This is a genomic window from Marinobacter sp. (genome assembly GCF_048266785.1).
In the GTDB taxonomy this organism is placed as follows: Bacteria; Pseudomonadota; Gammaproteobacteria; order Pseudomonadales; family Oleiphilaceae; genus Marinobacter.
The window spans coordinates 43,902-65,654 of sequence record NZ_JBLWYX010000010.1 but is presented as its reverse complement, the minus strand read 5'-3'; the positions used below and the strand labels follow the sequence as shown (position 1 = coordinate 65,654).

The following is a 21,753-nucleotide window of genomic DNA, read 5'->3' as shown; positions in this document are numbered from 1 at the left end:
TTGTAAGGCAGTTCAGCGGATGCCGCCCATGCACAGGTATTTGATTTCAACGAAGTCATCGATGCCATAACGAGAGCCTTCACGGCCAATGCCTGACTCCTTGATGCCGCCAAAAGGCGCCACTTCTGTGGAAATGATGCCTTCATTGATTCCGACCATGCCGTACTCAAGTGCTTCGGCCACACGCCAGACCCGGCCGATGTCGCGGCTGTAGAAATAAGCGGCAAGGCCAAAAGGCGTATCATTTGCCAGCGCTACGGCTTCTGATTCCTCGCTAAACCGGAACACCGTCGCCACAGGGCCAAAAATCTCTTCCGTTGCGATCGACATGCTTGCGGTTACGCCGGTCAACACGGTGGGCGGGTAGAAGTTCGGGTTGTCCGGAATGGCGGTATTCTGCTGAGTAATCTTCGCACCGTTAGCAAGCGCGTCCTCAACCAGCCCGTGTACTTTGCTCACGGCTTTATCGTTGATCAGCGGGCCAATCGTAACGGCCTCACCGAAGCCATCGCCGACGTTAAGGTTCTGCACGGCGGCATTAAGCTTTTCGACAAACAGGTCGTGAACGCCGTCCTGAACCAGAATTCGGTTGGTGCACACGCAGGTCTGACCTGCGTTGCGGAACTTGGAAGCCATCAGTCCAGCGATGGCTGCGTCTACGTCGGCATCATCAAAAACAATAAATGGCGCGTTGCCGCCCAGCTCCAGCGAGACTTTCTTCACCGTATCCGCGCACTGGCGCATCAGCAGTTTGCCTACCGGTGTAGAGCCCGTGAAGGACAGCTTGCGCACGCGGGAATCTTCACACAGTGCGCGGCCAACTTCTGGAGCCTGCAGTGTGGTAACAACGTTCAGAACGCCTGCTGGAATACCGGCCTGAACGCTCAGCTCTGCCAACGCCAGCGCACACAGCGGGGTATCTTCACCTGGCTTGATTACAACGGTGCATCCCGCTGCCAAAGCTGGAGCGACTTTCCGGGTGATCATGGCAATAGGGAAGTTCCAGGGCGTGATTGCCGCCACCACACCTATGGGCTGCTTGATGGTCACCAGCCGCTTGTCCGGGCCATGGGCAGGAATAACGTCGCCATAAATGCGCTTGGCTTCTTCTGCAAACCATTCAACAAAGGACGCGCCGTAGGCGACTTCACCCTTGGCTTCAGCAAACGGTTTTCCCTGTTCGCTGGTCATGATGGTGGCAAGATCATCCTGGTGCGCAAGGATAAGATTGAACCAGTTGCGCAGCAGGATGGAGCGTTCTTTTGCGGTCAGGGCCTGCCAGGGTTTCAGTGCTTTTTCGGCAGCGTCGATCGCGGTACGGGTTTCCTCTGCCCCCAGGTCTGGTACGGAGCCAAGCGTAGCGCCGGTGCTGGGGTTAAAAACGGGAAACGAGCGTAATTTAGCAGCCTGGACCCACTGTCCATCGATAAAAGCGCGATCGCGGAACAAGTCGGGTTGGTTCAGTTTTAACGTCATACAGGGCTCCAAAAACGTGCCAAAAAATGGGACTCATACAGGTGCATGATGGTAAGGCCAAGTGTTTGTGTGATAAACATGATTGATCAGGCGTATACGTTGAGAGTGGTCAAACAATGAAGAAAGATCTGAAAGTAAGGCTGGGGCAGGTGGGCGATTACGAGATACGTCTGCTCAAAGTATTCAAAGCCGTTGTAGAGAGTGGCGGATTTGCCGCAGCAGAAGGGGAGCTGAATATTGGCCGCTCGACAATCAGTACTCACATCGCAAATCTGGAAGACCGCCTGAACCTCAAACTCTGTTTTCGCGGCCGAAGCGGCTTCTCTCTTACAGAAGAGGGGGCCGATGTCTATGAGCTAATGAAGACGCTGCTCTCGGCCCTTGAAGGTTTTCGCTCAGGTGTGAACGCTCTGCATGTAAGCCTCACCGGTGAACTGCGTGTTATCGCCAGCGATACCATCTGTATGGACCCGCAATCCGGACTTTCGCAGGCAATTGCCCGATTCTCCAAAGCCGCGCCCGATGTCAATGTACTGTTGGACGTTAAGTCGCTCAGCGACATCGAACGAATGGTTCTGAACGATGAGGCGGATATTGGCCTTATTCCTCAGCATCGCCAGCTTTCCGGGCTGGATTATCGCCCTCTGTACGTGGATGACTGCCACCTGTACTGCAGTCGCACGCATCCGCTTTACAACGCAACGTCATCGCCCCAACTGCTGGACCAGATCCTCTCCAGTAAGGTTGTTCATGCAGGCATTCACACCAGCCCGGAGGTTGGTGCCCAACTGGCCGATATGAACAAGGCGGCGATCTCTTATTTCTACGAAGCGCGACTCGCGATGATCCTGTCTGGCGCCTACATCGGGTTCATGCCCGACGCTTACGTTCAGCGCTACGTAGATGAAGGGGACTTGCGCGCTCTGGTCCCTGAAGCCAAACACTATTCATTAGAGATCTGCACCATTACCCGTACCTATGGCAGGACAAAGAGGGCGCGGGAACTTTTTCTTGAATATTGGGCAAATGGCACCTGAATATCGCTGTCGACGCAGGCCATGTATACATATGAACAAAATGTGCTATATTGTTCATAGTTGAACATCGAGTAGTGGGAGGTAAACCATGACGGCTGTCGTTGAACGTAAAAACATTGACGGTGATCGCGAAGCTGAAAAAGGGCGGGTTGCGTTGAAGGGCTTCTTTCGGGTAACCGAAGAGTGGGGGTGTAATGTTGAAGAACGAAGCAAGCTTCTGGGCGGCCCGTCCAGAACAACACTCTACAACTACGCAAAGCTGAACCCGACCAAACTCTCCAATGACACAATGGAGCGTATCAGTTATATCCTGGGCATCTACAAGGCCCTCCAGCTCCTGTACCCGACCCATGAGCGAGCCAACCGCAGAATTCGCTTGAAGTCATCTGAGGTGCCGTTTTGCGGCAAGTCTGCAATGGAGTTCATGACGCAAGGCTCAATGATGAACCTTATGCTGACCCGTCAATATTTTGATGCCAAACGGGGGTGGTGATGTTCTCCACCCCTCCACTGCACCTTCCTGAGTGGCAAACTTACCGGATTATCCCCAGCCATTACCCGCCCATAGATCTCTTCGAGCGCATCTACGAGCCCGACGAATTTGAGCTGGCGTATGAGATTGAAGGCATGACCAACCCACGGCTGCTTGATGAAGCAGGCGATATCGAATTGGTAAGTCCCGGCGATCGCATTAGTGGCCCTGGCAGTACGCCCGTGATGGCGTCGTTTACGCACATTGGCTTTGGAAGCCGTTTCGCTAACAGGCATTTCGGGGTCTATTACGCCGCGAATACTCTTGAAGCTGCGATCCAGGAGACGGTATTTCACAAAGCACGTGAGATGGCGGCCGCCAATGAAGAATCCATAGAGCTCACCATGAGAGCCTACATTGGTTGCGTGGCCTTGGAGATGCACGACATCCGGGGGCCAGAGTTTGCCGACCTGCACAATCCGGATGCTGATGATTACGGCTTGAGCCAGCAATTTGCGCGGCGCTGGCGGTCCAAAGGATCAAATGGGTTTCTGTACAACAGCGTTCGGCACCCAGGTAGTGAGTGCATTGCGGCGTTCAAACCGAAAGCTGTCACTGTCCCTGTGCAAGGGCCGCACTTGAAATACTTCTGGGATGGCGACAAACGAAGCATCACGCACTGGGCGAAAATAGGGGAGGCGCATTCCCTGAATGGCCGGTGAACCCTTTTTTTTACGGCGTACTTCTGCCACGTCTACTTTATGGTTCCGGATTCGCCCGATAGTGCCAAGACCTAGCTGACGTTGCTGTTTCTTGCCAGCCGCAAGATAACCGCGGGACTTGAATCAGGCCTCGCTCTGCAAAATTACTGCTATTCTTATCAAGCAAAGTTGGTAAACGTGTTGTCCCAGCTACCGTAGTTTTACCATGTTAAGGAGGAGCACCGATGAATATTCATTCTGGCTTGACCCTTCGCCCCAGCCTTTTTGTACGGATCATTTCCGCAGCTTTCGGAACGGCGCTGGCACTTATGATTTCATCATTCGCATTGGCGGCAGACAAGGCCCCGGAAGTGAAGACTGCCGCCGTACATGCGGGGCTGGCAGCCTCGGTGGGTGAGATTAAAGGGGTACATGCGCATTTGCATCATACTCTGAACTGTCTTGTCGGGCCGGATGGTGAAGGCTTTGACGCCAATGAGATAAATCCCTGCCAGGGCATGGGTAAGGGTGCCATTCCCGACACCACGGATGCCGCTCGGAAACAGGCGCTGAAGGACGCCGTCGATATGGTACAGAGCGGGCTCGACAGTGACGATCTCGCCACGGCTCAAAAAGCCGCAGCGGATACTAAAGAGATGCTGGAAGCGCACGAAATGTAGTTCACGGCTTTGGTACGCGGAACCCCTGAGCTCAGACCTGAAAAGCCGCACGGAAATCCGTGCGGCTTTTCAGGTTTCTTCATCCCGGTTTCATTCTTTTATTCACCGTCCACTTTTTTATGGAGCTGGTTGAGTAACCGTGTTCTGGTCTAAAGTTACTGCCGTTTGTGATAGCAGTCTGCCATTAACCGTGGCACCGGTATTGACTGTAATGCCTTTTACTGCGAGGACTATGCCTGCGAAGGCTGCATTTGTGTTAAGTGCCACACCTGTGCCGCCGCCGACCTGCCAAAATACGTTTTTGGCTAGCGCTCCGCCCGTTAAGAAAACATGTGTGCCACTCGCCTGAATAATGTCGCCAGATATCTGAAAAACCCAAACATCGTTCGCGCCACCAGTAAGTGTTACATCAGTGTTAATCAAAACATCGGTACCCCACTTATAAAGACCAGGTACCAGCGTCTGACCACTGACATCACCTGCGTGCAGTTCGGTAAAGTCAGGGGTTGTTCTGCCCGCCGCATCGGTGTAGGCCGTTCCCATGTCGAGTACCGCGTTGGCAACCAGCGTGTTGTCCGGTGCTGCCCCGGCAAAACATGGTGTGGCACCACTACCGGTATAAGCGGCATCAGAGCCGTAGATGATGCCGGTGATTTCCGTGCAAAAAACATTATCCATGGCCGCCGCAGTAATTGGGCTTGCACCGATATCCCCAGTGATAGCGGATGTATGCACATTGGTAATACCGGTTTTTGTCAGTATCACAAAATCCCCGGCTGTTCTGAGATTGACGGGTTTCGGGCCTGCCGCGATTGCCGTACCGGTCGTAAATGTCCAGACGACGTTGGCTGCGAGCGCGTTGGCTGCGAGATCGGTAACACCTGTTGTCAACGTAGCGGTATAGAGTGTGCTGGCAGCAAGATTACTGTCAGGGTTAAAAGTTGCCAGTCTGTTCGAATAACTCACGGCACCTGATACTGATGTTGCGCCCGAGTCTGCAGTCAGAGTGAAGCTGGCCGGATTAACGCTGGCAGGATCCAGTGTTTCACTAAACACAGCCGTGATGCTTCGGTTGAGTGCAAAATCCGTGGCATTATTGGCTGGGTCAGTGGAGCTTACCGTGGGAGCCTTCGTGTCAGCTGTGGTGCCGCTGGTAAACGTCCAGACATAGTTGGCTGCCAGTGATTTACCCGATACGCTTGTTGCCGCCGTGGTAATGGTGGCGGTGTATAGCGTGCTCGCGGTGAAATTACTACCAGGCGTAAACGTTGCACTACTGCTGTTGGCATCAATACTGATCGTGCCGGTGAGTGCGGGTCCAGATGCCCCGGCAACGGTAAAACTTAAGCTGTCAATGGTTGTGGCGTCCATTGGCTCGCTAAAGTTGGCAACGACTTTGCTGTTCAGTGGTACAGATGTGGCGGTATCGGCCGGGTCGGTAGATGTCACCGTAACCGTGGGTATAATTGGGCTGGTGCTACTTTTATTGCTATCACTATTACACCCTGCCACAAAAGCGGTGAGCATGATTGCACTGAGCCATAAGGTCCGATTTGCATATCTTCTTAGCGTGGTCATGAAGTTTATCCATTAAATATTTTGATCGCAGATCAATATTCACTGCGATTACTGACGGTAAGAGGGATTGCTCTTATCGGAGGGTTTCCTGATTTTCACCTGGCATGCGTTTATGCCACAAGATAGATGTTGTCTAAATTACGAGTAAGGTGTTGATCTTGAGAATTTTCCGCCTAGAACTGGACCTTAGACGGTAGGAGGGATTGGTACTATGCGCTTAAAAAATGTAAATAGGTGAATTATTTTTTCAATTGGTGGTGGGACGCTAAATAATTGGGTGAAAACTAAAATTTAACCCCACCTTTATCCAGCTAATTTAATGAAAATTTGAAAAAGGAGAGGCCAGGACAAAAATAACTGGGATACTCAGGTTTGGTGATTAAAAAATTAACGGTTGGATTTTTGTCGATAGATAATATTAAATTATTAAATTCTTATAAAATTTTTATTTAAATGGGCATGTGATGTTTTATAGTTTTCAGAATAAATAAAGTTAATTTTTTATGTAAACATAAAATCAACCGATTTTCTTTATTATTTGGTAACAAGATGTTGTCTTCGTGCATTCCTGGCTGCGCCGAGGTGCTCAGGGGCTTTGATGCAAAGGATGGCAGGTGGTGATTTGCGCGTTTTTCAGAGGATTCTAGGCAGCCATGGCTTCTGATCAAAGTTTCAGTCATATTTGAGCGAGTAAGCCGGAGAAAAAACTGTATAAATGGTGGTCATAATGTACCGTAATCGAGATATTATCGCGCGACTTCGCGAGCGTATTCCAACGTTCGAATGTGTGCCGGGTTGTCACGATTGCTGCGGCCCAGTGACGACTTCTTCAGAAGAGATGTCGCGCTTGCCGGTTAAATCTGACGCCGAACATGAAGCCGCATTAGGCGATCTCAGTTGCGTGCACCTTGGCCCGGATGGTTGCACTGTGTACGAGCAGCGCCCTTTGATTTGTCGGTTGTTTGGCACAACACCACGCATGCCTTGCCCAAATGGTCGCCGCCCGGAAAACATGGTTGATTCCGAGACCGAGCGTCAAGTTCACCATTTCATCGCTAGTACGCGGCAAGTGTTGGTGTAGCGGTATTCCCAGTTTCCCGTTTGGACGAACGCATGGGACGATTTTAAACAGAGATCTCGATTCTTATCTTCAAGCCGCCTTTTGACCCATTTGAAAAAGAGGTTTCACCTCCATACCGAGCGATTATTTCGCGGACGATAGCAAGACCCAGCCCATGTCCGGGAGTTTGTTCATCCAGCCGTCGCCCTCTCTGGCCCAAATGCATTCGCTCATCCTCTGCAACCCCGGAGCCGTCATCCGTTACGGTGATCTGCGCTAAACTGTTATTTTGTTCCAAAGAGAGTTCAACACATTCTGAAGACCATTTTCCGGCATTATCGAGTAAATTCCCCAGTATTTCGTTCAGATCGTGCTCCTCAATCGGCCAGCGAGACTCGTCCGTGAGTGACGTTGATAATTCGAATGACTTTTCCGGGTAAAGCCGGCCCAACATCCACAGAAGGTCGCGGGCTTGCTTTACCGGGTAGGCACTTTTGCCCACCTGCGGCCCGGCAAACTGGCTGCGTCGCATCTCCGCTTCCAGTTGTCTGTCAATATCACTCAGACGCGCGCCCATCTCATGCCTCAAATCATTATCCAGCGGGCGGCTGGTATCATCGAGAACCTGCCTGACGGCCGCGATCGGCGTTTTGACACTGTGAGAGAGATTTGCGAGTGCTTCCCTGGAGCGCGCAAGCCGTTGATCCAGAGAATCCAGCAGTTGATTGAGTTGTTGCACAAGTGGCCGGAACTCTTCCGGAGCCTCTACGTTTATTCGCGATATTTCGCCGCTTTGTAATCTTTTCAAAGCGGCCTGAAGCGAGACAACGGGGCGCATCGACAAGTTAATACCAAACCAGATAACCCCGACCAGTAAAAAGATCAGCACAATTGATACAACCGCTGTCCAGGCATGCAGTTCCGCCTGGCCGTTTTGCAGTGCCCCCATGTCTTCTGAAACGATAACCGTGATAGGGGTATCCATTACTGAAAAGGATCTTCGATAGGCGAGAAGGTCGGTAGGCGCGCTGGATATCTTCGCATCATTTACTCTGATACTTGCCTGTTCATCAGACTGCAGTAACGGGATCAGCAGCGGGCGCCAGGATTGCGGAGATATGACCGTTTGAGTCGGGGACTGGATAGCAAAAGCATGATGAAAAACTTCCTCAAAATAATCGCCCGTCTCAAGCATGTCTATCTGGCCGCCGGCTTGCCGGATATGGTGTTCCAGAAAGGCCACTTCGTCTTTCAGGCGGCTCTCAACAAACTCCCGGGACATCCTTTCCAGCAGTAACCCGTGGACAAGCCACGCGATAGCCATCAGGCCAATGCCCGCTGGTAACAACAGGAGTAGCAGCCAGCCTTTTACGGATGCGGGCTTTCTAAACAGTGTCATTAAACAGGTATCCCTGGCCGCGCCTTGTTGCAATGGTATCTGGCCCAATCAGCTTTCTCAGGCGCCGGATGTAAGCTTCGATGATATTTTCGTTGGGGCTTTCGTTAAGATTGTAGAGCTGCTCCATGAGCTGCTCCTTGGAAAAAATATGACCAGGCCGGCCCATCAGGCAGCGCAGTAACCGGAACTCTGTGCCGGTCAGGCTGTGTTCTGTGCCATCGTTAACCTTCAGGCACTGCCGGTTCTCGTCCAGCTCAAAACGCCCCGCCTTTACCGAAGAGTTAACTCTGCCTTCACTTCTTCGCAGGATGGCGTTCAATCGGGCAATCAGCTCTTCGGTTTGAAAGGGTTTGGCCAGGTAGTCATCCGCGCCTGCCTTGAGACCGTTTACTTTATCTTGCCAGTCCCCCCTTGCGGTCAGTATCAGTACCGGAAAGGTTGCTTTGCTTGAACGCCATTTTCTTAGCACGTCCAGGCCATTTCCATCTGGTAACCCGAGATCCAGTACACCTGCTTTGTAGTCTTCCTGCTCACCTAAAATAACCGCTTCTTTTGCTGAGCGAGTGATATCCACGCTGAAACCGGCTTTCTCAAGTTGGTTGGTAAGCCCCTCAGCGAGCAGTCGGTCATCTTCTACCAGCAGTAATCTCATGTGTCGCTTCCTTTTTTTGGCCAAAACAGGCTGGAGCAGTGTCGCTTATCAACCTGAATCCAGCCTGAACTCCAAATAGTTCGATATTTTCAGAAAGAGTTCAGGTTCGTGCGCCATGGTAGCAAGCGTTTTAGCACAACACTCACGTTGCAGGACAAACCCATAGGTTTTGAACGCACGTTACGACGCACGACAGGAGAAGGTTTGATGAGTCTAGCAAAGTTCGCAGTTGCAACAGTTGCCATGTCAATTTCCTTAACAGCACTTGGCGCGGGTACCCACGGAGGTGGGCATGGCCACAGCGCCACGAGCGGCGAACCGGGTAAAGCCTCGGACGCCAGTCGCAGTATTACTGTGGAGATGTATGACAATTACTATGAGCCTGAAGCTATCGAGGTCAAACCAGGAGAAACGGTGCGCTTTGTTGTTCAGAACAAAGGGCAACTGGTGCATGAATTCAATATAGGCACCCCCGATATGCACGAAGCGCATCAGAAAGAAATGAAGATGATGGTAGAGCACGGCGTCATCCAGGGAGGCAGGCTCAACCACGACATGATGGAGATGGACATGGGAAACGGCCAGTCCATGAAGCATGACGATCCGAACAGCGTGCTGTTAGAGCCGGGTGAAAGCCAGGAAGTTGTCTGGACATTTTCCGAGAAGGGCAATATCGAATTTGCCTGCAACGTTCCTGGGCACTACCAGGCTGGTATGTATGGCGAAGTGAATTTCAACCAGGGAGACTCTGGCGTTCGCTCACTCGCAGGTGAGTTGAAACCTTTGAATACAACGCAGTAACTCGGGAGAAGTTGATCATGAAGAGAACCCTTGTTGCATGCGCTCTCGGTCTGCTATTGCCGACAATCGGTTTAGCGGGTGAATACAACCTGACAGTGGATCGGGTCGAAATCGATACTGGGGAATTTGTAAAAAAGGGAGTCGGGTACAACGGCAAATCTCCTGGGCCCGTTCTGCGCTTTAACGAAGGCGAAGAGGTTTCTATCAACGTTACGAACAATCTTGATGAGACGACCTCTATTCATTGGCACGGTTTGATTCTTCCGTTCCAGCAGGACGGTGTTCCGGGTATCAGTTTTCCGGGCATCAAACCGGGAGAGACGTTCACCTACAAATTCCCCATTACTCAGTCGGGAACCTACTGGTTTCACAGCCACTCAGGTTTTCAGGAGCCGGAAGGGGCATTTGGCTCCATTATCATCGAACCAGAAGGGCGTGAGCCGTTTCGCTATGATCGGGAATATGTCGTTCAGTTGACCGACAAACATCCGCATTCCAGCGAGCGGGTCATGCGCAACCTCAAGGTGACCCCGGATTACTACAACCGTGAACAGCAAACCGTCGGGGAGTTCTTTTCGGACGCTTCGGAAAATGGCTTTCTGAACACAGTGAAGGATCGGCTGGCCTGGGGCGACATGCGTATGATGAAAGCCGATGTCGAAGATCTGCAGGGCTTCACCGGGATGATTAACGGCAAAGGCCCGAAACAGAATTGGACAGGCATCTTTGAGCCCGGCGAGCGAATTCGGCTACGTTTTATCAACTCATCAGCGATGACCTACTTTGATATTCGGATTCCGGGCCTGAACATGACGGTTGTGCAGGCCGATGGCAATAACGTACAGCCTGTCAACGTGGATGAGTTCCGTATTGGCGTCGCGGAAACCTACGATGTGATCGTTCGACCCAAAGACGAGCAGGCCTATACGATTTTTGCCGAGTCTATGGGACGCTCCGGATATGCGAGAGCAACGCTGGCACCAGAAGAGGGGATGGAAGCTCCTGTTCCAGGATTACGTGAGCCCGCCCGATTGACCATGGCGGACATGGGCGGCATGCCCGGCATGGATCACGGTGATATGCCAGGTATGGCTCACGGCGACATGGACAGCACAAACGAGATGGCCGGAATGTCGGAAATGGATCATTCCCAGATGACGGGTATGGATCATAGCTCGATGATGATGCCCGAGGGCGGTGCAAGTGATCCCTTCTACGCAAAAGGCAGTGGGCTGGTTCCGACAGCAGCCAACGGAGGCAAGTTCCTCTCCTATGCCGATCTGAAAGCACAGAAGCCGCTTTATGAAGAACGGGAGCCAACACGTGAAATCGAGTTGCGCCTTACCGGCAACATGGAACGCTACACTTGGAGCATCAACGGCGTTAAATACGAAGACGCTGACGCCATCCGCCTCAAATATGGCGAACGAGTCCGCTTCAAATTTGTGAATGAAACCATGATGACGCATCCCATGCACCTGCACGGAATGTGGTCAATTCTCGATGTCGGTGCGGGCCAATGGAATCCGATCAAACATACCGTCAGTGTGCAGCCCGGCACCACGGTTTATATGGAAACCGAAGTCGATGCCCCAGGTCAGTGGGCCTTTCATTGCCACCTGACTTATCACATGGCCGCTGGCATGTTCCGCAAGGTGATTGTTGAAGGTGGGCCGGAATCTACTCAAGCCGCTACCAGTGCTCAGGCGGGCGATGTTGGAGGTGACGCATGAAGCGTTGGACGCCGTTGATTGTAAGTGCCGCTGTGAGCCTGAGTGTTATACCGGCGCTGGCATCCGCTCAAGAGCGGATGCCAGACACCACGGAGCGGAAGCAACCGCTAAATGTGTGGGGGGCGCAGTTTGAAGAGCTTGAATATCGTTACAGTGACAACGATGAAGAAATAGGCGTTTGGGACGCTGATTTTTTCTACGGTAGCGATAATTTTAAAGGTCGCTGGCTTACAAGTGGTGAGTATTCCTTCGAAGAGCAGGCCTACGAAAAACTCGAGAATCAGTTGGTGGGCCAGATCCCTGTATCCAAGTTCTTCGATGCAAAAGCCGGGGTACGATTCGATACACCGGAAGGTCCTGATCGTACATACGCAGTCCTCGGCGTCGCAGGCTTGGCACCGCAGTGGTTTGAAATCGATTCGAATCTTTACGTGAGCAAGGATGGCGACACCTCCGCTGATCTCGATGCGGAGTATGAGTTGCTGCTCACCAATTACTGGATACTCACGGCGACTCTGGATGCAACGGTTGCGTTCAGTGAGGACCGTGAAATTGGAGTAGGGAAGGGCCTGGTATCGACAGAAACCGGGTTGCGGCTGAGCTACGACTTGATTGACCGCGCTTTCTCGCCCTACGTTGGTATCGTTCACGAACGTAAATACGGCGACACAGCGGACTTTGCCAGGGCCGATGGCGGCAGCACAGAGGATTGGTTTGCAGTTGTTGGAGCACGGCTCTCCTTCTGAACTGAAGCGATAGACAGGCCCTGGGCATTAACCCTTGGCCTGCTTGACGATTCATCAGTCGTGGGCTTTAGTTCATGCTGAAGGGAGAATGTCATATTCTGTTAAATACGCGAACGATAAGACATCTCCTTGATAACCATTCTTGAGGAGATAGTCCATGGCACTGCGTATTGGAAAGATAGCACTGACTGGATTCGTGGCAGGTGCGTTGCTCTCGGCAACCGCACTGGCGGCGCCGCAAAGCAAACCTAATGGCCCTTGGATAACTGATTCGCAGAATGTATCGCTGGCCGGTCTTCGAAGTTACGAGCAGTTGTGGCATACCCTGGAGCAGATAGAGAGATCCGCTAAAGGTAATGTGACCCTTGGCAGTGCCCCCCGGGTAACCAACACGGGCCGGGAGATACCGGTAGTGACTATAGGTAGTGGACCCAGATCCATCATGATCATCGCACAACAGCACGGCAACGAGTATGTGGTCAGTGAGGCGATGGTAGAACTGGTGCGGAGTCTGTCGAGTAACTCGAAACAAGCCCGTCAGATCAGAGACGCGGTGACGCTGACGGTGGTTCCTCGGGTCAATGTCGACGGATTTGACGCTATCATTGAAGACGCTGATGGTAATACGCCACCTTGGCGTCAAAATTATGATCCCTTCTGCGTGACTGACGAGTGCCCGGCTTTTTACCGGCAAGGCCGAGGCTACGACATCAACCGCTACCATTCTTTTTTAGAGCTCTTCCCGGAAACCGATCCTTATGTAGGAGGGCCGAACCCGGTACCCGAATCTGTTGCCATGAGACTGCTGTTTGACGAGCGACAACCCTCTGTAGTGATAGACTTTCATCATCAGGGCTCATACGTTGATGCCGAGGGCGATCTGATTACCGGCTCTACGTTGTGGCCGAATGCGACGGCGGCAGCTGCGGATCTGGGTGTTGAGGATAAATTCGACCCTGCGGTCATTCTTGCAAAAAAAGTGGTCACTGTGATGGCCCTGGAGTTGGACCCTTACGGTTATGCCAACCTCACACTTTACCCTGGAACAACAACTCCGGGTATCGCCCGTAATGCGTACGGCCTGCTTGGGGCGGGGTCAGTCTTGTTCGAAATGCGTGGTGGTATTGGGGTGAAAAGCAACGGCTATATTACCAAAACTGCCTACAACGCAGCGAAGTCGGTGGTTGCCGCAATGGCCGACGGGTCTTTGTATGACGCAGATATCAGCGTGGCGGAAAATCTTCCCCCCAGAGGGCCAGGGATATCGGCACCAAATGAAGAGGAGGAAGGCGAATAACAGCCAGACCAAAAAAGATCCTCTCCAGTGATTTAGCTGCACGACAGCAGGCCTTGGGCATTAACCCTTGGCCTGTTTCTGCGTAATTTGATGTAACGCAAGTTTCGATGTACCCCAATCATTTGCACTCCAATTTTCAGTTGCAGTTCAGCTTGGGATGTTGTGATAGAGGCTGAGCACACAGGTTGAGAGGTGCAAGACTGTGACTAAAGCCCATAAAGCAACAAACCAGGCGCAATTTCTGCTTCGGCGCAAACTGACTGTCGAAGGCCTTTCTGAGAATCAGTGGGAGGACATCATCCAAGAGCTGAATCATCATCCGTGCGTGGACTTCGCCGAGGGTAAACCGAGAGGCAAACTTATCGTCACGTTCGATGGCACACATTGGTCCACCGACGAACTGGTTGGTCTTATAGAGACTCATGGCGGTCGTTTAAAGGGCGGCTGGTGGCAGCGTCGAAGGCTCGCGTGGTATCAATTTACGGACGACAACGTTCGCGCCAACGCCAAGCATGAACCTTTTTGCTGTTCTAAAATTCCACCCATGAAGAAATAGAAGGAGGTTGAATGAGCAAGGAGCAAGACAGAACCACTCGTTATCAGGAAGGAAGCCTGACGTTACCCGGAACGGTCATGCTGGGCACCGGTGTTATGATTGGCGCCGGTATATTTGCGCTTACCGGGCAAATGGCCCAGATGGCGGGTGCGTTGTTTCCGCTGGCCTTTCTGGCTGCAGCAATCGTTGTATCTTTCAGTTCCTATTCCTATATCAAAATTTCCAACGCATACCCGTCCGCAGGCGGCATTGGCATGTACCTCCATAAGGCTTATGGCGACCGTTTGGCGACGGCCTTTAATGCCTTGCTGATGTATTTCTCGATGGTGATTGCCCAGAGCTTCCTGGCTCGTACGTTCGGGTCATACACTATGCAGTTGTTCGGCGGTGATGAAAGCGGGCGCATGGTGTCTATATTGGGTGTATCGCTAATTTTGGCGGCATTCCTCATCAATCTGCTGGGTAATCGCTGGACTCAGGGCGTCGCTTCTTTTATTGGAATCCTCAAAATTGGCGGCATTCTTGTGTTCGGGCTGGTAGGCGTATGGCTGGCCGACAGCCTTGCGGTTGATTTTTCCAAAAGCGGTGAAACAGGTGCCTTCGGTAACTTCCTGGGCGCAACGGCTCTGGGCATATTGGCTTTCAAGGGGTTTACCACCATTACCAACAGCGGCTCCGAGGTGAAGAACCCGCATCGTAACGTTGGTCGCGCCATTGTCATCTCTATTGCCGCCTGCGTTGTGCTCTACACACTGGTGGGATTCGCTGTTGCGAGTAACCTATCCCTCGCCGAAATCATTGAAACTCAGGACTATTCTCTGGCGGCTGCAGCTCGCCCGGCACTGGGTGACTACGGCCTGTGGTTCACAGTGGTGCTTGCCATGATGGCAACGGCTGGAGGCATTCTCGCCAGTATTTTTGCAGTCTCTCGCATGCTGGCCATGCTAACCGAGATGAAACTGGTGCCCCACAGCCACTTTGGAATGCCTGGCAGCATCCAGAAACACACTCTTGTATACACCGTGGTGCTGGGCCTGGTTCTGACCGCCTTTTTCGACCTCTCAAGAATCGCGGCGCTGGGCATCGTGTTCTATCTGATCATGGATATATCCATTCATTGGGGCGTGTTGCGCTACCTGCATCAGGATGTGAAAGCCACGAGGTGGGTACCAGCGGTGGCGATCATCCTGGATTTGATGGTTCTGGGCGGCTTCGTCTGGGTCAAACTGAACACCGACCCCTTTGTGATTGGTGTGGCCGTTGCCACTATGGTTGTCATTGCCATTGCCGAACAGATATTCCTGAAGTCGTCTGCCAGAAAAGAGGCGGTGAAAAGTGACGAATCTCATGAACACCATCACTGATATTTAACACGTAAATCGGAGGATAACCCCATGATGGAAGGGAATATGTTTGGTAATACAATGTGGGCGGGGCATTGGCTATGGATGCTGGTCATTGCCATTGTCGTGGTCATACCCGCGTGGCGGATCTGTCAGCGTACCGGTTACCCGGGCTGGATGGGAATATTGATCCTTATACCGGTGGTGAACCTGGTTCTTCTTTACTTCATTGCGTTTGCGGAGTGGCCGGTAGACAAAGCAGGGGCCCCTAATGAGTGAGCATCAGCACACACATCACCACGAAAACGACATGCGTGAGCATCACGCTGAGCACGCGGTAAAGGACCCGGTTTGCGGGATGTCTGTAGACCCCCATGCCACAGAACATCGTAGCCGGCATGCGAGTAAGACCTGGTATTTTTGTTCTTCCCGATGCCAGACGAAGTTTGATGAAACTCCGAATAAATACCTCGGGGAGAAACAGGAGCCTGCGGAGCCGGTAGCCTCAGGAACCATGTATACCTGCCCGATGCACCCGGAGATCCGTCAGCAAGGGCCTGGCGATTGCCCGATTTGCGGCATGGGCCTGGAGCCGGAGCAAGTAAGCCTCGAGGATGGGCCCTCGGCAGAACTTACTGATATGACGCGTCGGTTCTGGATCGGCTTGTTTCTCGCTCTCCCTGTATTTCTACTTGAAATGGGGGGCCATCTTACCGGCCTTGATCATATCGTATCGCCACAAGTGTCTAACTGGATTCAGTTAGTCTTGGCAACGCCTGTTGTTGCCTGGTGTGGTTGGCCATTTTTTGTTCGAGGCTGGAAATCGATTATCAGCCGCAACCTGAATATGTTCACGTTGATCTCTATTGGTACCGGCGTTGCGTTGATCTATAGCCTTGTCGCGACCCTGCTTCCGCAGGTTTTCCCCGATGCCTTCCGGCAGGCGGACGGTTCGGTAGCTGTCTATTTCGAGGCCGCTGCCGTCATTGTGGTGTTAGTGTTACTTGGGCAGGTGTTGGAGCTGCGTGCTCGAGAGAAAACTTCAGGTGCGATAAAAGCCCTGCTGGATCTGGCCCCGGCCACGGCAAGAAAGCTGGACGATAAGGGGGGGGAGTCCGACGTCTCTCTGGATCAGGTGAAGGTCGGCGATCGTCTGCGAGTCCGTCCGGGCGATAAAGTACCGTTGGATGGTGAGATCCTGGAGGGCCGCTCCAATATTGATGAGTCCATGGTGACCGGCGAGCCCCTGGCCGTAAGCAAACAGACCGGTGACCAAGTGATCGGTGGCAGCATGAACCAGCAAGGCAGCTTCATCATGCGCGCTGATAAGGTCGGGCGTGACACCATGCTTTCGCAGATTGTGCAGATGGTGGCAAATGCGCAGCGCAGCCGCGCACCGATTCAGGGTCTTGCAGACAAAGTGGCCGGCTGGTTTGTCCCGGTGGTCATCGTCATTGCCGTTATTGCCTTTATTGTCTGGTCCGCCGTCGGGCCAACGCCTCCAATGGCTTATGGCCTTATCGCAGCTGTGAGTGTGCTGATTATTGCCTGCCCATGTGCCCTTGGTCTGGCGACGCCAATGTCTATCATGGTTGGCGTAGGACGGGGCGCCCAGAATGGGGTGCTGATCCGTGATGCAGAAGCTCTTGAGCGTATGGAAAAGGTCGATACGGTGGTGGTCGATAAAACGGGCACACTGACCGAAGGCAAGCCTCAGGTGACGAAGCTGGTTCCAGCAAACGGCTTCAGTGAGGAAGATCTGATGCGGTATGCCGGTGGTCTGGAGAAGGGCAGTGAGCACCCGCTGGCTCATGCGATTCTTGATAAAGCCAAAGCTATGGATCTTACCTTGCCAGATGCTGAAGATTTCGACTCGCCGAATGGTAAAGGGGTTATTGGTAAGGTTGATGGACGCAGAGTCCTGATTGGTAACAGGCTGTTAATGGAGTCAGAAAGTGTCGATACCTCCGCCTTTGAGGAAGAAGCAGACCGGCTTCGCACGGATGGCGCAACGGTAATATTCGCGGCGGTGGAGAACCAGGTGTGTGGTTTAATAGCCATTGCTGATCCGATCAAAGAAAACACCGAAGCAGCGATTACTGCGTTGCAGAAGGACGGTATCCGCGTGGTCATGTTGACAGGGGACAACCGAACCTCTGCCGAAGCCGTTGCCCGCAAACTCCATATTGATGAAGTGGAAGCGGAAGTGCTGCCGGAGGACAAAGGTAACATTGTCCAGCGGCTTAAGGATGAGGGCCGTATTGTGGTGATGGCCGGAGACGGTGTGAACGATGCCCCTGCGCTGGCTACGGCTGACGTAGGCATTGCTATGGGCACAGGCACGGACGTGGCTATTGAAAGCGCGGGCATTACCCTTCTCCGTGGGGATCTGATGGGCATTGTGGAAGCGCGTCATTTATCAATAGCCACCATGCGCAATATACGGCAAAACCTGTTTTTTGCCTTTGTCTATAACACGGCCGGCATACCAATTGCCGCCGGTGTGCTCTATCCATTTGCAGGCATTCTCTTATCTCCGATCTTTGCGGCTGCAGCAATGTCACTGTCTTCTGTGAGCGTCATTGCCAACGCACTGCGTTTGAGAATGATTAAACTGGATTAAGGCTGTTGAAACTCAACGAAACGGGAGGTTTTTTTCATGACTTACACAATTGATCGAGTTATTAAAAACGCAGATTTCGCGGAAGTGGATGAGCGAACACGCCAAGCCCTGGCCGACCGGGGCTTTGGAGTTTTGACGGAGATAGACGTCAAGGCGACGATGAAAAAGAAACTGGACAAGGATATGTCTGCCTACCTGATTCTCGGCGCCTGCAATCCGAACATGGCCTGGGAAGCGATCGGCGTGGAACCTCGGGTAGGTGCCATGCTGCCGTGCAACGTCATTCTTCGCGAGACAACCGAGGGTGTTGAAGTCAGTGCGGTTGATCCCGTTTTATCCATGGCTTCAATTGGTAATGAGCAACTCAAGGAGATTGCGGGCGAAGTGAGGGACATGTTGTCTGAAGTGATCAACGCCATCTGACGGTTGAACCGAGCCGCCGAGAAAATTGACGTAGATCAAACGCGAAGTGAATCGAAACATGAATTCAGTTTCGATTCAGATAAATGCTGTTTACTGAAGGCGTCGCAATTCGACTTCTTTAAAGGAGTTTCGCTATGAAGAGTTTTACCAGAGTAATCGCAATTTCTTTGATTATGGCCACCCCGGTGGTCTGGGCGCAGGGTTCAGGTAACCAGCGAGGACCCGGTGGAATGATGATGTCCACGGAGCAGATGCAGGAAATGCAGCAGAACATGTCCCGCATGCAAGAGATGGCGCCCAAAATGCGCGGGAGTTCCGGACAAAACCGGCAAAAACTCATGCAGGAGCATATGGAACTCATGCAAGAGCAGATGCAGATGATGCGGGGCGGTATGATGGGCAATCAAGGAATGATGAATGGCCAAGGAATGATGGATGGCCAGGGGATGAAGAATGGCAAAGGAATGATGGGTGGCCAGGGGATGGAGGGAGGTTCGAACCAAGGCAATCCTGCGATCAAATCAGAAGACCGTATTCAGTTTATGGAAAAGCGGATGAATCAGATGCAACTGATGATGGAGCAAATGCTGGAGCATCAGCAGGAGCTGCAAGATCGCGCAAAGTGACTCGTTGACCATTCCTGAGGATACCCGATGGGGGACTCCTCAGGTCTGGCATCTGAAGGCCACCTATGGTGTCTCATACCTATCGGCACCGGCTCATGGTGCCTCAGGAAGCCGAGGAACAAAAACACGATGCTTAGGACGAAATCCTCACTCGGCGTTCTTTTGGTTGCGTTGCTCAGCGCCTGCAGCGAAGGAACGGTGGAGGGCCGCTGGTACACTTCAGCCCAGATCGAGCGTGGAAAAACCGTATTCGACGACAACTGCGCAAGCTGCCATGGCACCAACGCTCAAGGTTCCTTCAATTGGAGGAAACGCCTGGGGGATGGCTCTTACCCGCCGCCGCCACTCAATGGAAGGGGGCACGCCTGGCATCATCCATTCAATATGTTGATGGGCACGATCAATCAAGGGGGTGCTCCCATGGGTGGGCAAATGCCGGCCTTTGGAGATGATCTCTCCAAGGACGACCAAAAAGCCGCTATCGCCTACTTCCAGAGCAAATGGGACAAACGGATTTATGATGCCTGGTTTGAAAGGAGTGGGCTTTAACATCTCCGGGTAACCGACTGGCCAAATAGACTCGGATCAGCTGTAATGCCTTTACAGCCTATGGTTTCATCTTGAATTCAGGTCATTATGGGTCACTTGGTTTGAAGCCAAACACGTATCAAAGGTACATCCAACATGGAAATAAAAACATTTAGGGAGTTAATCCATTGGACAAGTGATTTGCATGCACACCTGGCGCGCTGTCTGTCCCATTGTGCGACACGGAATGAGGAGGAACGCGCCCGGGCGCTTCTGGATTACTTGGCAGCTCATGAGTCCGAAATTGAACGTATTGTGAATGAGTTTGAACGACAAGCCGACACCAATGCTCTGGAAACGCGAGTTTATGACTACCTGTCCCACCACCCCATAAAAACGCACCGAACCTGTGATGAGCCCTATGCAAAACTTGATTTCAGCGGCATCTGTCGGGAGGTGTTCGACTTCCACGATCAAATTATTGACCTCTACCAAACACTGATTGGAAAAGCGGAAATTCCGGAGGCCAAAGAACTGCTGGAGTCACTCTTGACGATGGAGAAAAACGAATCCATGCGCCTGGCTCGTCAGGTTGGTCGGATGGATGATCTCTGATACAGCGACTGCTGCTGGCAAATGGCAGCGATCCTCAAACGGTCAAGTAAGCCATGGTGTCATGACTGGGCACACTCGACTTGGGTCACGTAACGCGGCCGCCATTAATCTGATTTTCCACACCAGACCTTTATGCGGCTTCATATCGATGGCCTTAAGGCCTAGGTTAGACAGAGTCAGCGACCCATTGCTTCCCTTACGGTTCGGAATTTGCAAACCGTTTATTTAGCGCTGCGCGGAGACGTATAATCGAGATGGCACTTTGCTAGCTTGCGAACGGTTTTTTGCCGCCCATGATCTGCAGAACGAAGGCCCCGGATGCCGTGATCAGCAGAAAGCCGTGAAAGGCCTCCATCGCGGTTAAGAATCGTAAGTGTCCAGCCGGGGTGAGATCGCCCCGCCCGAGCGTCGTGAAATTGACCAGCGAGAAGTAAAAGTAATCCATAAAGGTGAGGGGGGTGCCGTCGCTAGATGCAGACGACACGAGGTCGCCGACGTGCAGGTCATGCGCGGCAACCCAGAAGGCGGCCGCATAGAGCAGTGCCTCGGACGTGTGGGCAAGCACGATCGCGGCGACCGCCACGGCAAGACAGTGTCCCGGATGGCGGGATGGCGTCACGAACTGTGAGGCGAACCGCAGTGCGCCGTAATGTATTGCAGTGCAGACGGCGATCAGAATCGCCGCCAGCACAATCGCCAAAATCATCGGTTGCTCGCGTCCTGATGACGGCGCCACGGCCGGAGGAGCGGCACTAGGTGAAAATCACGATGGTCATCACTACCGCCATGCTCGCCCATGAATGCGTCGGTATCTCCGCGAGTCTCCAAAGCGTGATCTTCAACCTCAAAGCCCTCACGCTCCAGCAAGTCCTTGGATTTCAGGCCATAAGGGCAGGTGTGTCCGGGCATATCCATCCGGTACAAGACGGCGTTCTTTGTTTGAGTATCGCTGGGCATCACAGCCTCCTTTAATTGCAGGTCCAGTAGCCGTCGAAGCCTACGCGCAACGGCGGTTCGGTCATCAGATCAAAGATGAGATCGACGCCTTCGCCCGCATCGGTTTCCGGGGGCGTCAGCGTCATACGGACACCTTCAGTCTCCATCATCGACCTGTCGCCTTCCAGCATGATCAGCGAGCCGGAAATCTTGGCAACGCCACGTCCGTCCACCGTCGCCAGAATTGGGTCGGCGTCAACAGCTCGCTGGAAGCGGCAAGTCGCATCTCTGCCAAGAGTTCGGGTGATTTCGGCCTCGGTCAGCGGAGCTGGGCGAATGCCAGCAATAACAGGTGTCGCCAGCGCATCCGCTACTGTCTCCACCCGAGCTTGTTCGTTCGATTTCCCAAGGGCAGCGTCGGCACCGGCTTTGCCATTGCGTTCGATGTCTTCAATCAGGAACCGCATCTCG

24 protein-coding genes are annotated in these 21,753 nt (G+C 52.7%); 17 read left to right on the top strand and 7 right to left on the bottom strand.

Annotation, left to right across the window (positions count from 1 at the left end; genetic code table 11):
- Positions 1 to 12: 12 nt before the first annotated feature.
- Complete coding sequence (locus ACN0V1_RS14190) at positions 13 to 1,476, bottom strand: NAD-dependent succinate-semialdehyde dehydrogenase (protein WP_417545615.1); 1,464 nt, start codon at positions 1,474 to 1,476, stop codon at positions 13 to 15.
- Positions 1,477 to 1,592: 116 nt separating this feature from the next.
- Here ACN0V1_RS14190 and ACN0V1_RS14185 point away from each other — a divergent pair, with 116 nt between their 5' ends.
- From ACN0V1_RS14185 to ACN0V1_RS14170, 4 genes are all read left to right on the top strand, one after another.
- Positions 1,593 to 2,513, top strand: a complete 921-nt coding sequence (locus tag ACN0V1_RS14185; protein ID WP_417545614.1) for a LysR family transcriptional regulator — start codon at positions 1,593 to 1,595, stop codon at positions 2,511 to 2,513.
- An 88-nt stretch (positions 2,514 to 2,601) separates the two neighbouring features.
- A complete protein-coding gene (locus tag ACN0V1_RS14180) occupies positions 2,602 to 3,006 on the top strand; it encodes an antitoxin Xre-like helix-turn-helix domain-containing protein (RefSeq protein WP_339780085.1) in 405 nt (134 codons plus the stop codon).
- Positions 3,006 to 3,707: an RES family NAD+ phosphorylase gene (locus ACN0V1_RS14175; RefSeq protein WP_417545613.1), complete on the top strand. Its 702-nt coding sequence runs from the start codon at positions 3,006 to 3,008 to the stop codon at positions 3,705 to 3,707. Before ACN0V1_RS14180 ends, ACN0V1_RS14175 begins: the two co-directional genes overlap by 1 nt.
- A 224-nt stretch (positions 3,708 to 3,931) precedes the next feature.
- The gene (locus ACN0V1_RS14170; protein ID WP_417545612.1) at positions 3,932 to 4,366 is read left to right on the top strand and encodes a hypothetical protein; all 435 of its coding nucleotides are present in this window, start codon (positions 3,932 to 3,934) and stop codon (positions 4,364 to 4,366) included.
- A 117-nt stretch (positions 4,367 to 4,483) separates the two neighbouring features.
- Here the strand turns inward: ACN0V1_RS14170 and ACN0V1_RS14165 are convergent, their stop codons facing one another.
- Positions 4,484 to 5,944, bottom strand: a complete 1,461-nt coding sequence (locus ACN0V1_RS14165) for an ice-binding family protein (protein WP_417545611.1) — start codon at positions 5,942 to 5,944, stop codon at positions 4,484 to 4,486.
- Positions 5,945 to 6,671: 727 nt separating this feature from the next.
- Here ACN0V1_RS14165 and ACN0V1_RS14160 point away from each other — a divergent pair.
- Positions 6,672 to 7,025, top strand: a complete 354-nt coding sequence (locus ACN0V1_RS14160) for a YkgJ family cysteine cluster protein (protein ID WP_417545610.1) — start codon at positions 6,672 to 6,674, stop codon at positions 7,023 to 7,025.
- Positions 7,026 to 7,068: 43 nt separating this feature from the next.
- Here ACN0V1_RS14160 and ACN0V1_RS14155 read toward each other — a convergent pair whose 3' ends face one another.
- Both ACN0V1_RS14155 and ACN0V1_RS14150 read right to left on the bottom strand, forming a co-directional pair.
- Positions 7,069 to 8,403 carry an ATP-binding protein gene (locus ACN0V1_RS14155; protein WP_417545609.1) on the bottom strand — a complete coding sequence of 445 codons (1,335 nt, stop codon included), beginning with the start codon at positions 8,401 to 8,403 and terminating at the stop codon, positions 7,069 to 7,071.
- Entirely contained in the window at positions 8,390 to 9,055 is a 666-nt protein-coding gene (locus ACN0V1_RS14150; protein WP_417545608.1) for a response regulator transcription factor, read from the bottom strand. The genes ACN0V1_RS14155 and ACN0V1_RS14150 overlap by 14 nt, the downstream gene beginning before the upstream one ends.
- Before the next feature lie 207 nt (positions 9,056 to 9,262).
- On the opposite strand from ACN0V1_RS14150, the gene ACN0V1_RS14145 reads away from it, so the two are divergent.
- The 12 genes from ACN0V1_RS14145 to ACN0V1_RS14090 all read left to right on the top strand — a co-directional run bounded on the left by ACN0V1_RS14145 (position 9,263) and on the right by ACN0V1_RS14090 (position 20,346).
- Positions 9,263 to 9,856: a cupredoxin domain-containing protein gene (locus ACN0V1_RS14145; RefSeq protein WP_417545607.1), complete on the top strand. Its 594-nt coding sequence runs from the start codon at positions 9,263 to 9,265 to the stop codon at positions 9,854 to 9,856.
- A gap of 17 nt (positions 9,857 to 9,873) precedes the next feature.
- On the top strand, positions 9,874 to 11,589 hold the full coding sequence (locus ACN0V1_RS14140) for a copper resistance system multicopper oxidase (RefSeq protein WP_417545606.1): 1,716 nt from the start codon (positions 9,874 to 9,876) through the stop codon (positions 11,587 to 11,589).
- On the top strand, positions 11,586 to 12,335 hold the full coding sequence (locus ACN0V1_RS14135; protein WP_417545605.1) for a copper resistance protein B: 750 nt from the start codon (positions 11,586 to 11,588) through the stop codon (positions 12,333 to 12,335). The genes ACN0V1_RS14140 and ACN0V1_RS14135 overlap by 4 nt, the downstream gene beginning before the upstream one ends.
- Before the next feature lie 157 nt (positions 12,336 to 12,492).
- On the top strand, positions 12,493 to 13,632 hold the full coding sequence (locus tag ACN0V1_RS14130; protein ID WP_417545604.1) for a M14 family zinc carboxypeptidase: 1,140 nt from the start codon (positions 12,493 to 12,495) through the stop codon (positions 13,630 to 13,632).
- Positions 13,633 to 13,834: 202 nt separating this feature from the next.
- Complete coding sequence (locus ACN0V1_RS14125) at positions 13,835 to 14,188, top strand: hypothetical protein (RefSeq protein ID WP_417545603.1); 354 nt, start codon at positions 13,835 to 13,837, stop codon at positions 14,186 to 14,188.
- Between the two features lie 11 nt (positions 14,189 to 14,199).
- On the top strand, positions 14,200 to 15,552 hold the full coding sequence (locus tag ACN0V1_RS14120; RefSeq protein WP_417545602.1) for an APC family permease: 1,353 nt from the start codon (positions 14,200 to 14,202) through the stop codon (positions 15,550 to 15,552).
- Between the two features lie 30 nt (positions 15,553 to 15,582).
- Entirely contained in the window at positions 15,583 to 15,810 is a 228-nt protein-coding gene (locus tag ACN0V1_RS14115; RefSeq protein WP_417545601.1) for a hypothetical protein, read from the top strand.
- Entirely contained in the window at positions 15,803 to 18,154 is a 2,352-nt protein-coding gene (locus ACN0V1_RS14110) for a heavy metal translocating P-type ATPase (protein ID WP_417545600.1), read from the top strand. Before ACN0V1_RS14115 ends, ACN0V1_RS14110 begins: the two co-directional genes overlap by 8 nt.
- 36 nt (positions 18,155 to 18,190) lie before the next feature.
- On the top strand, positions 18,191 to 18,577 hold the full coding sequence (locus ACN0V1_RS14105) for a DUF302 domain-containing protein (RefSeq protein WP_417545599.1): 387 nt from the start codon (positions 18,191 to 18,193) through the stop codon (positions 18,575 to 18,577).
- Between the two features lie 134 nt (positions 18,578 to 18,711).
- A complete protein-coding gene (locus ACN0V1_RS14100; protein WP_417545598.1) occupies positions 18,712 to 19,203 on the top strand; it encodes a hypothetical protein in 492 nt (163 codons plus the stop codon).
- Between the two features lie 129 nt (positions 19,204 to 19,332).
- The gene (locus tag ACN0V1_RS14095; RefSeq protein ID WP_417545597.1) at positions 19,333 to 19,752 is read left to right on the top strand and encodes a c-type cytochrome; all 420 of its coding nucleotides are present in this window, start codon (positions 19,333 to 19,335) and stop codon (positions 19,750 to 19,752) included.
- A 135-nt stretch (positions 19,753 to 19,887) separates the two neighbouring features.
- Positions 19,888 to 20,346, top strand: a complete 459-nt coding sequence (locus ACN0V1_RS14090; protein ID WP_417545596.1) for an ATPase — start codon at positions 19,888 to 19,890, stop codon at positions 20,344 to 20,346.
- Positions 20,347 to 20,611: 265 nt separating this feature from the next.
- Here the strand turns inward: ACN0V1_RS14090 and ACN0V1_RS14085 are convergent, their stop codons facing one another.
- From ACN0V1_RS14085 to ACN0V1_RS14075, 3 genes are read right to left on the bottom strand one after another with little or no spacing between them, the layout of a single operon-like run.
- On the bottom strand, positions 20,612 to 21,052 hold the full coding sequence (locus tag ACN0V1_RS14085; protein WP_417545595.1) for an ion channel: 441 nt from the start codon (positions 21,050 to 21,052) through the stop codon (positions 20,612 to 20,614).
- Positions 21,049 to 21,303 carry a hypothetical protein gene (locus tag ACN0V1_RS14080; RefSeq protein ID WP_417545594.1) on the bottom strand — a complete coding sequence of 85 codons (255 nt, stop codon included), beginning with the start codon at positions 21,301 to 21,303 and terminating at the stop codon, positions 21,049 to 21,051. Before ACN0V1_RS14080 ends, ACN0V1_RS14085 begins: the two co-directional genes overlap by 4 nt.
- A gap of 11 nt (positions 21,304 to 21,314) precedes the next feature.
- The gene (locus ACN0V1_RS14075) at positions 21,315 to 21,749 is read right to left on the bottom strand and encodes a hypothetical protein (RefSeq protein ID WP_417545593.1); all 435 of its coding nucleotides are present in this window, start codon (positions 21,747 to 21,749) and stop codon (positions 21,315 to 21,317) included.
- Between the last annotated feature and the right edge of the window lie 4 nt (positions 21,750 to 21,753).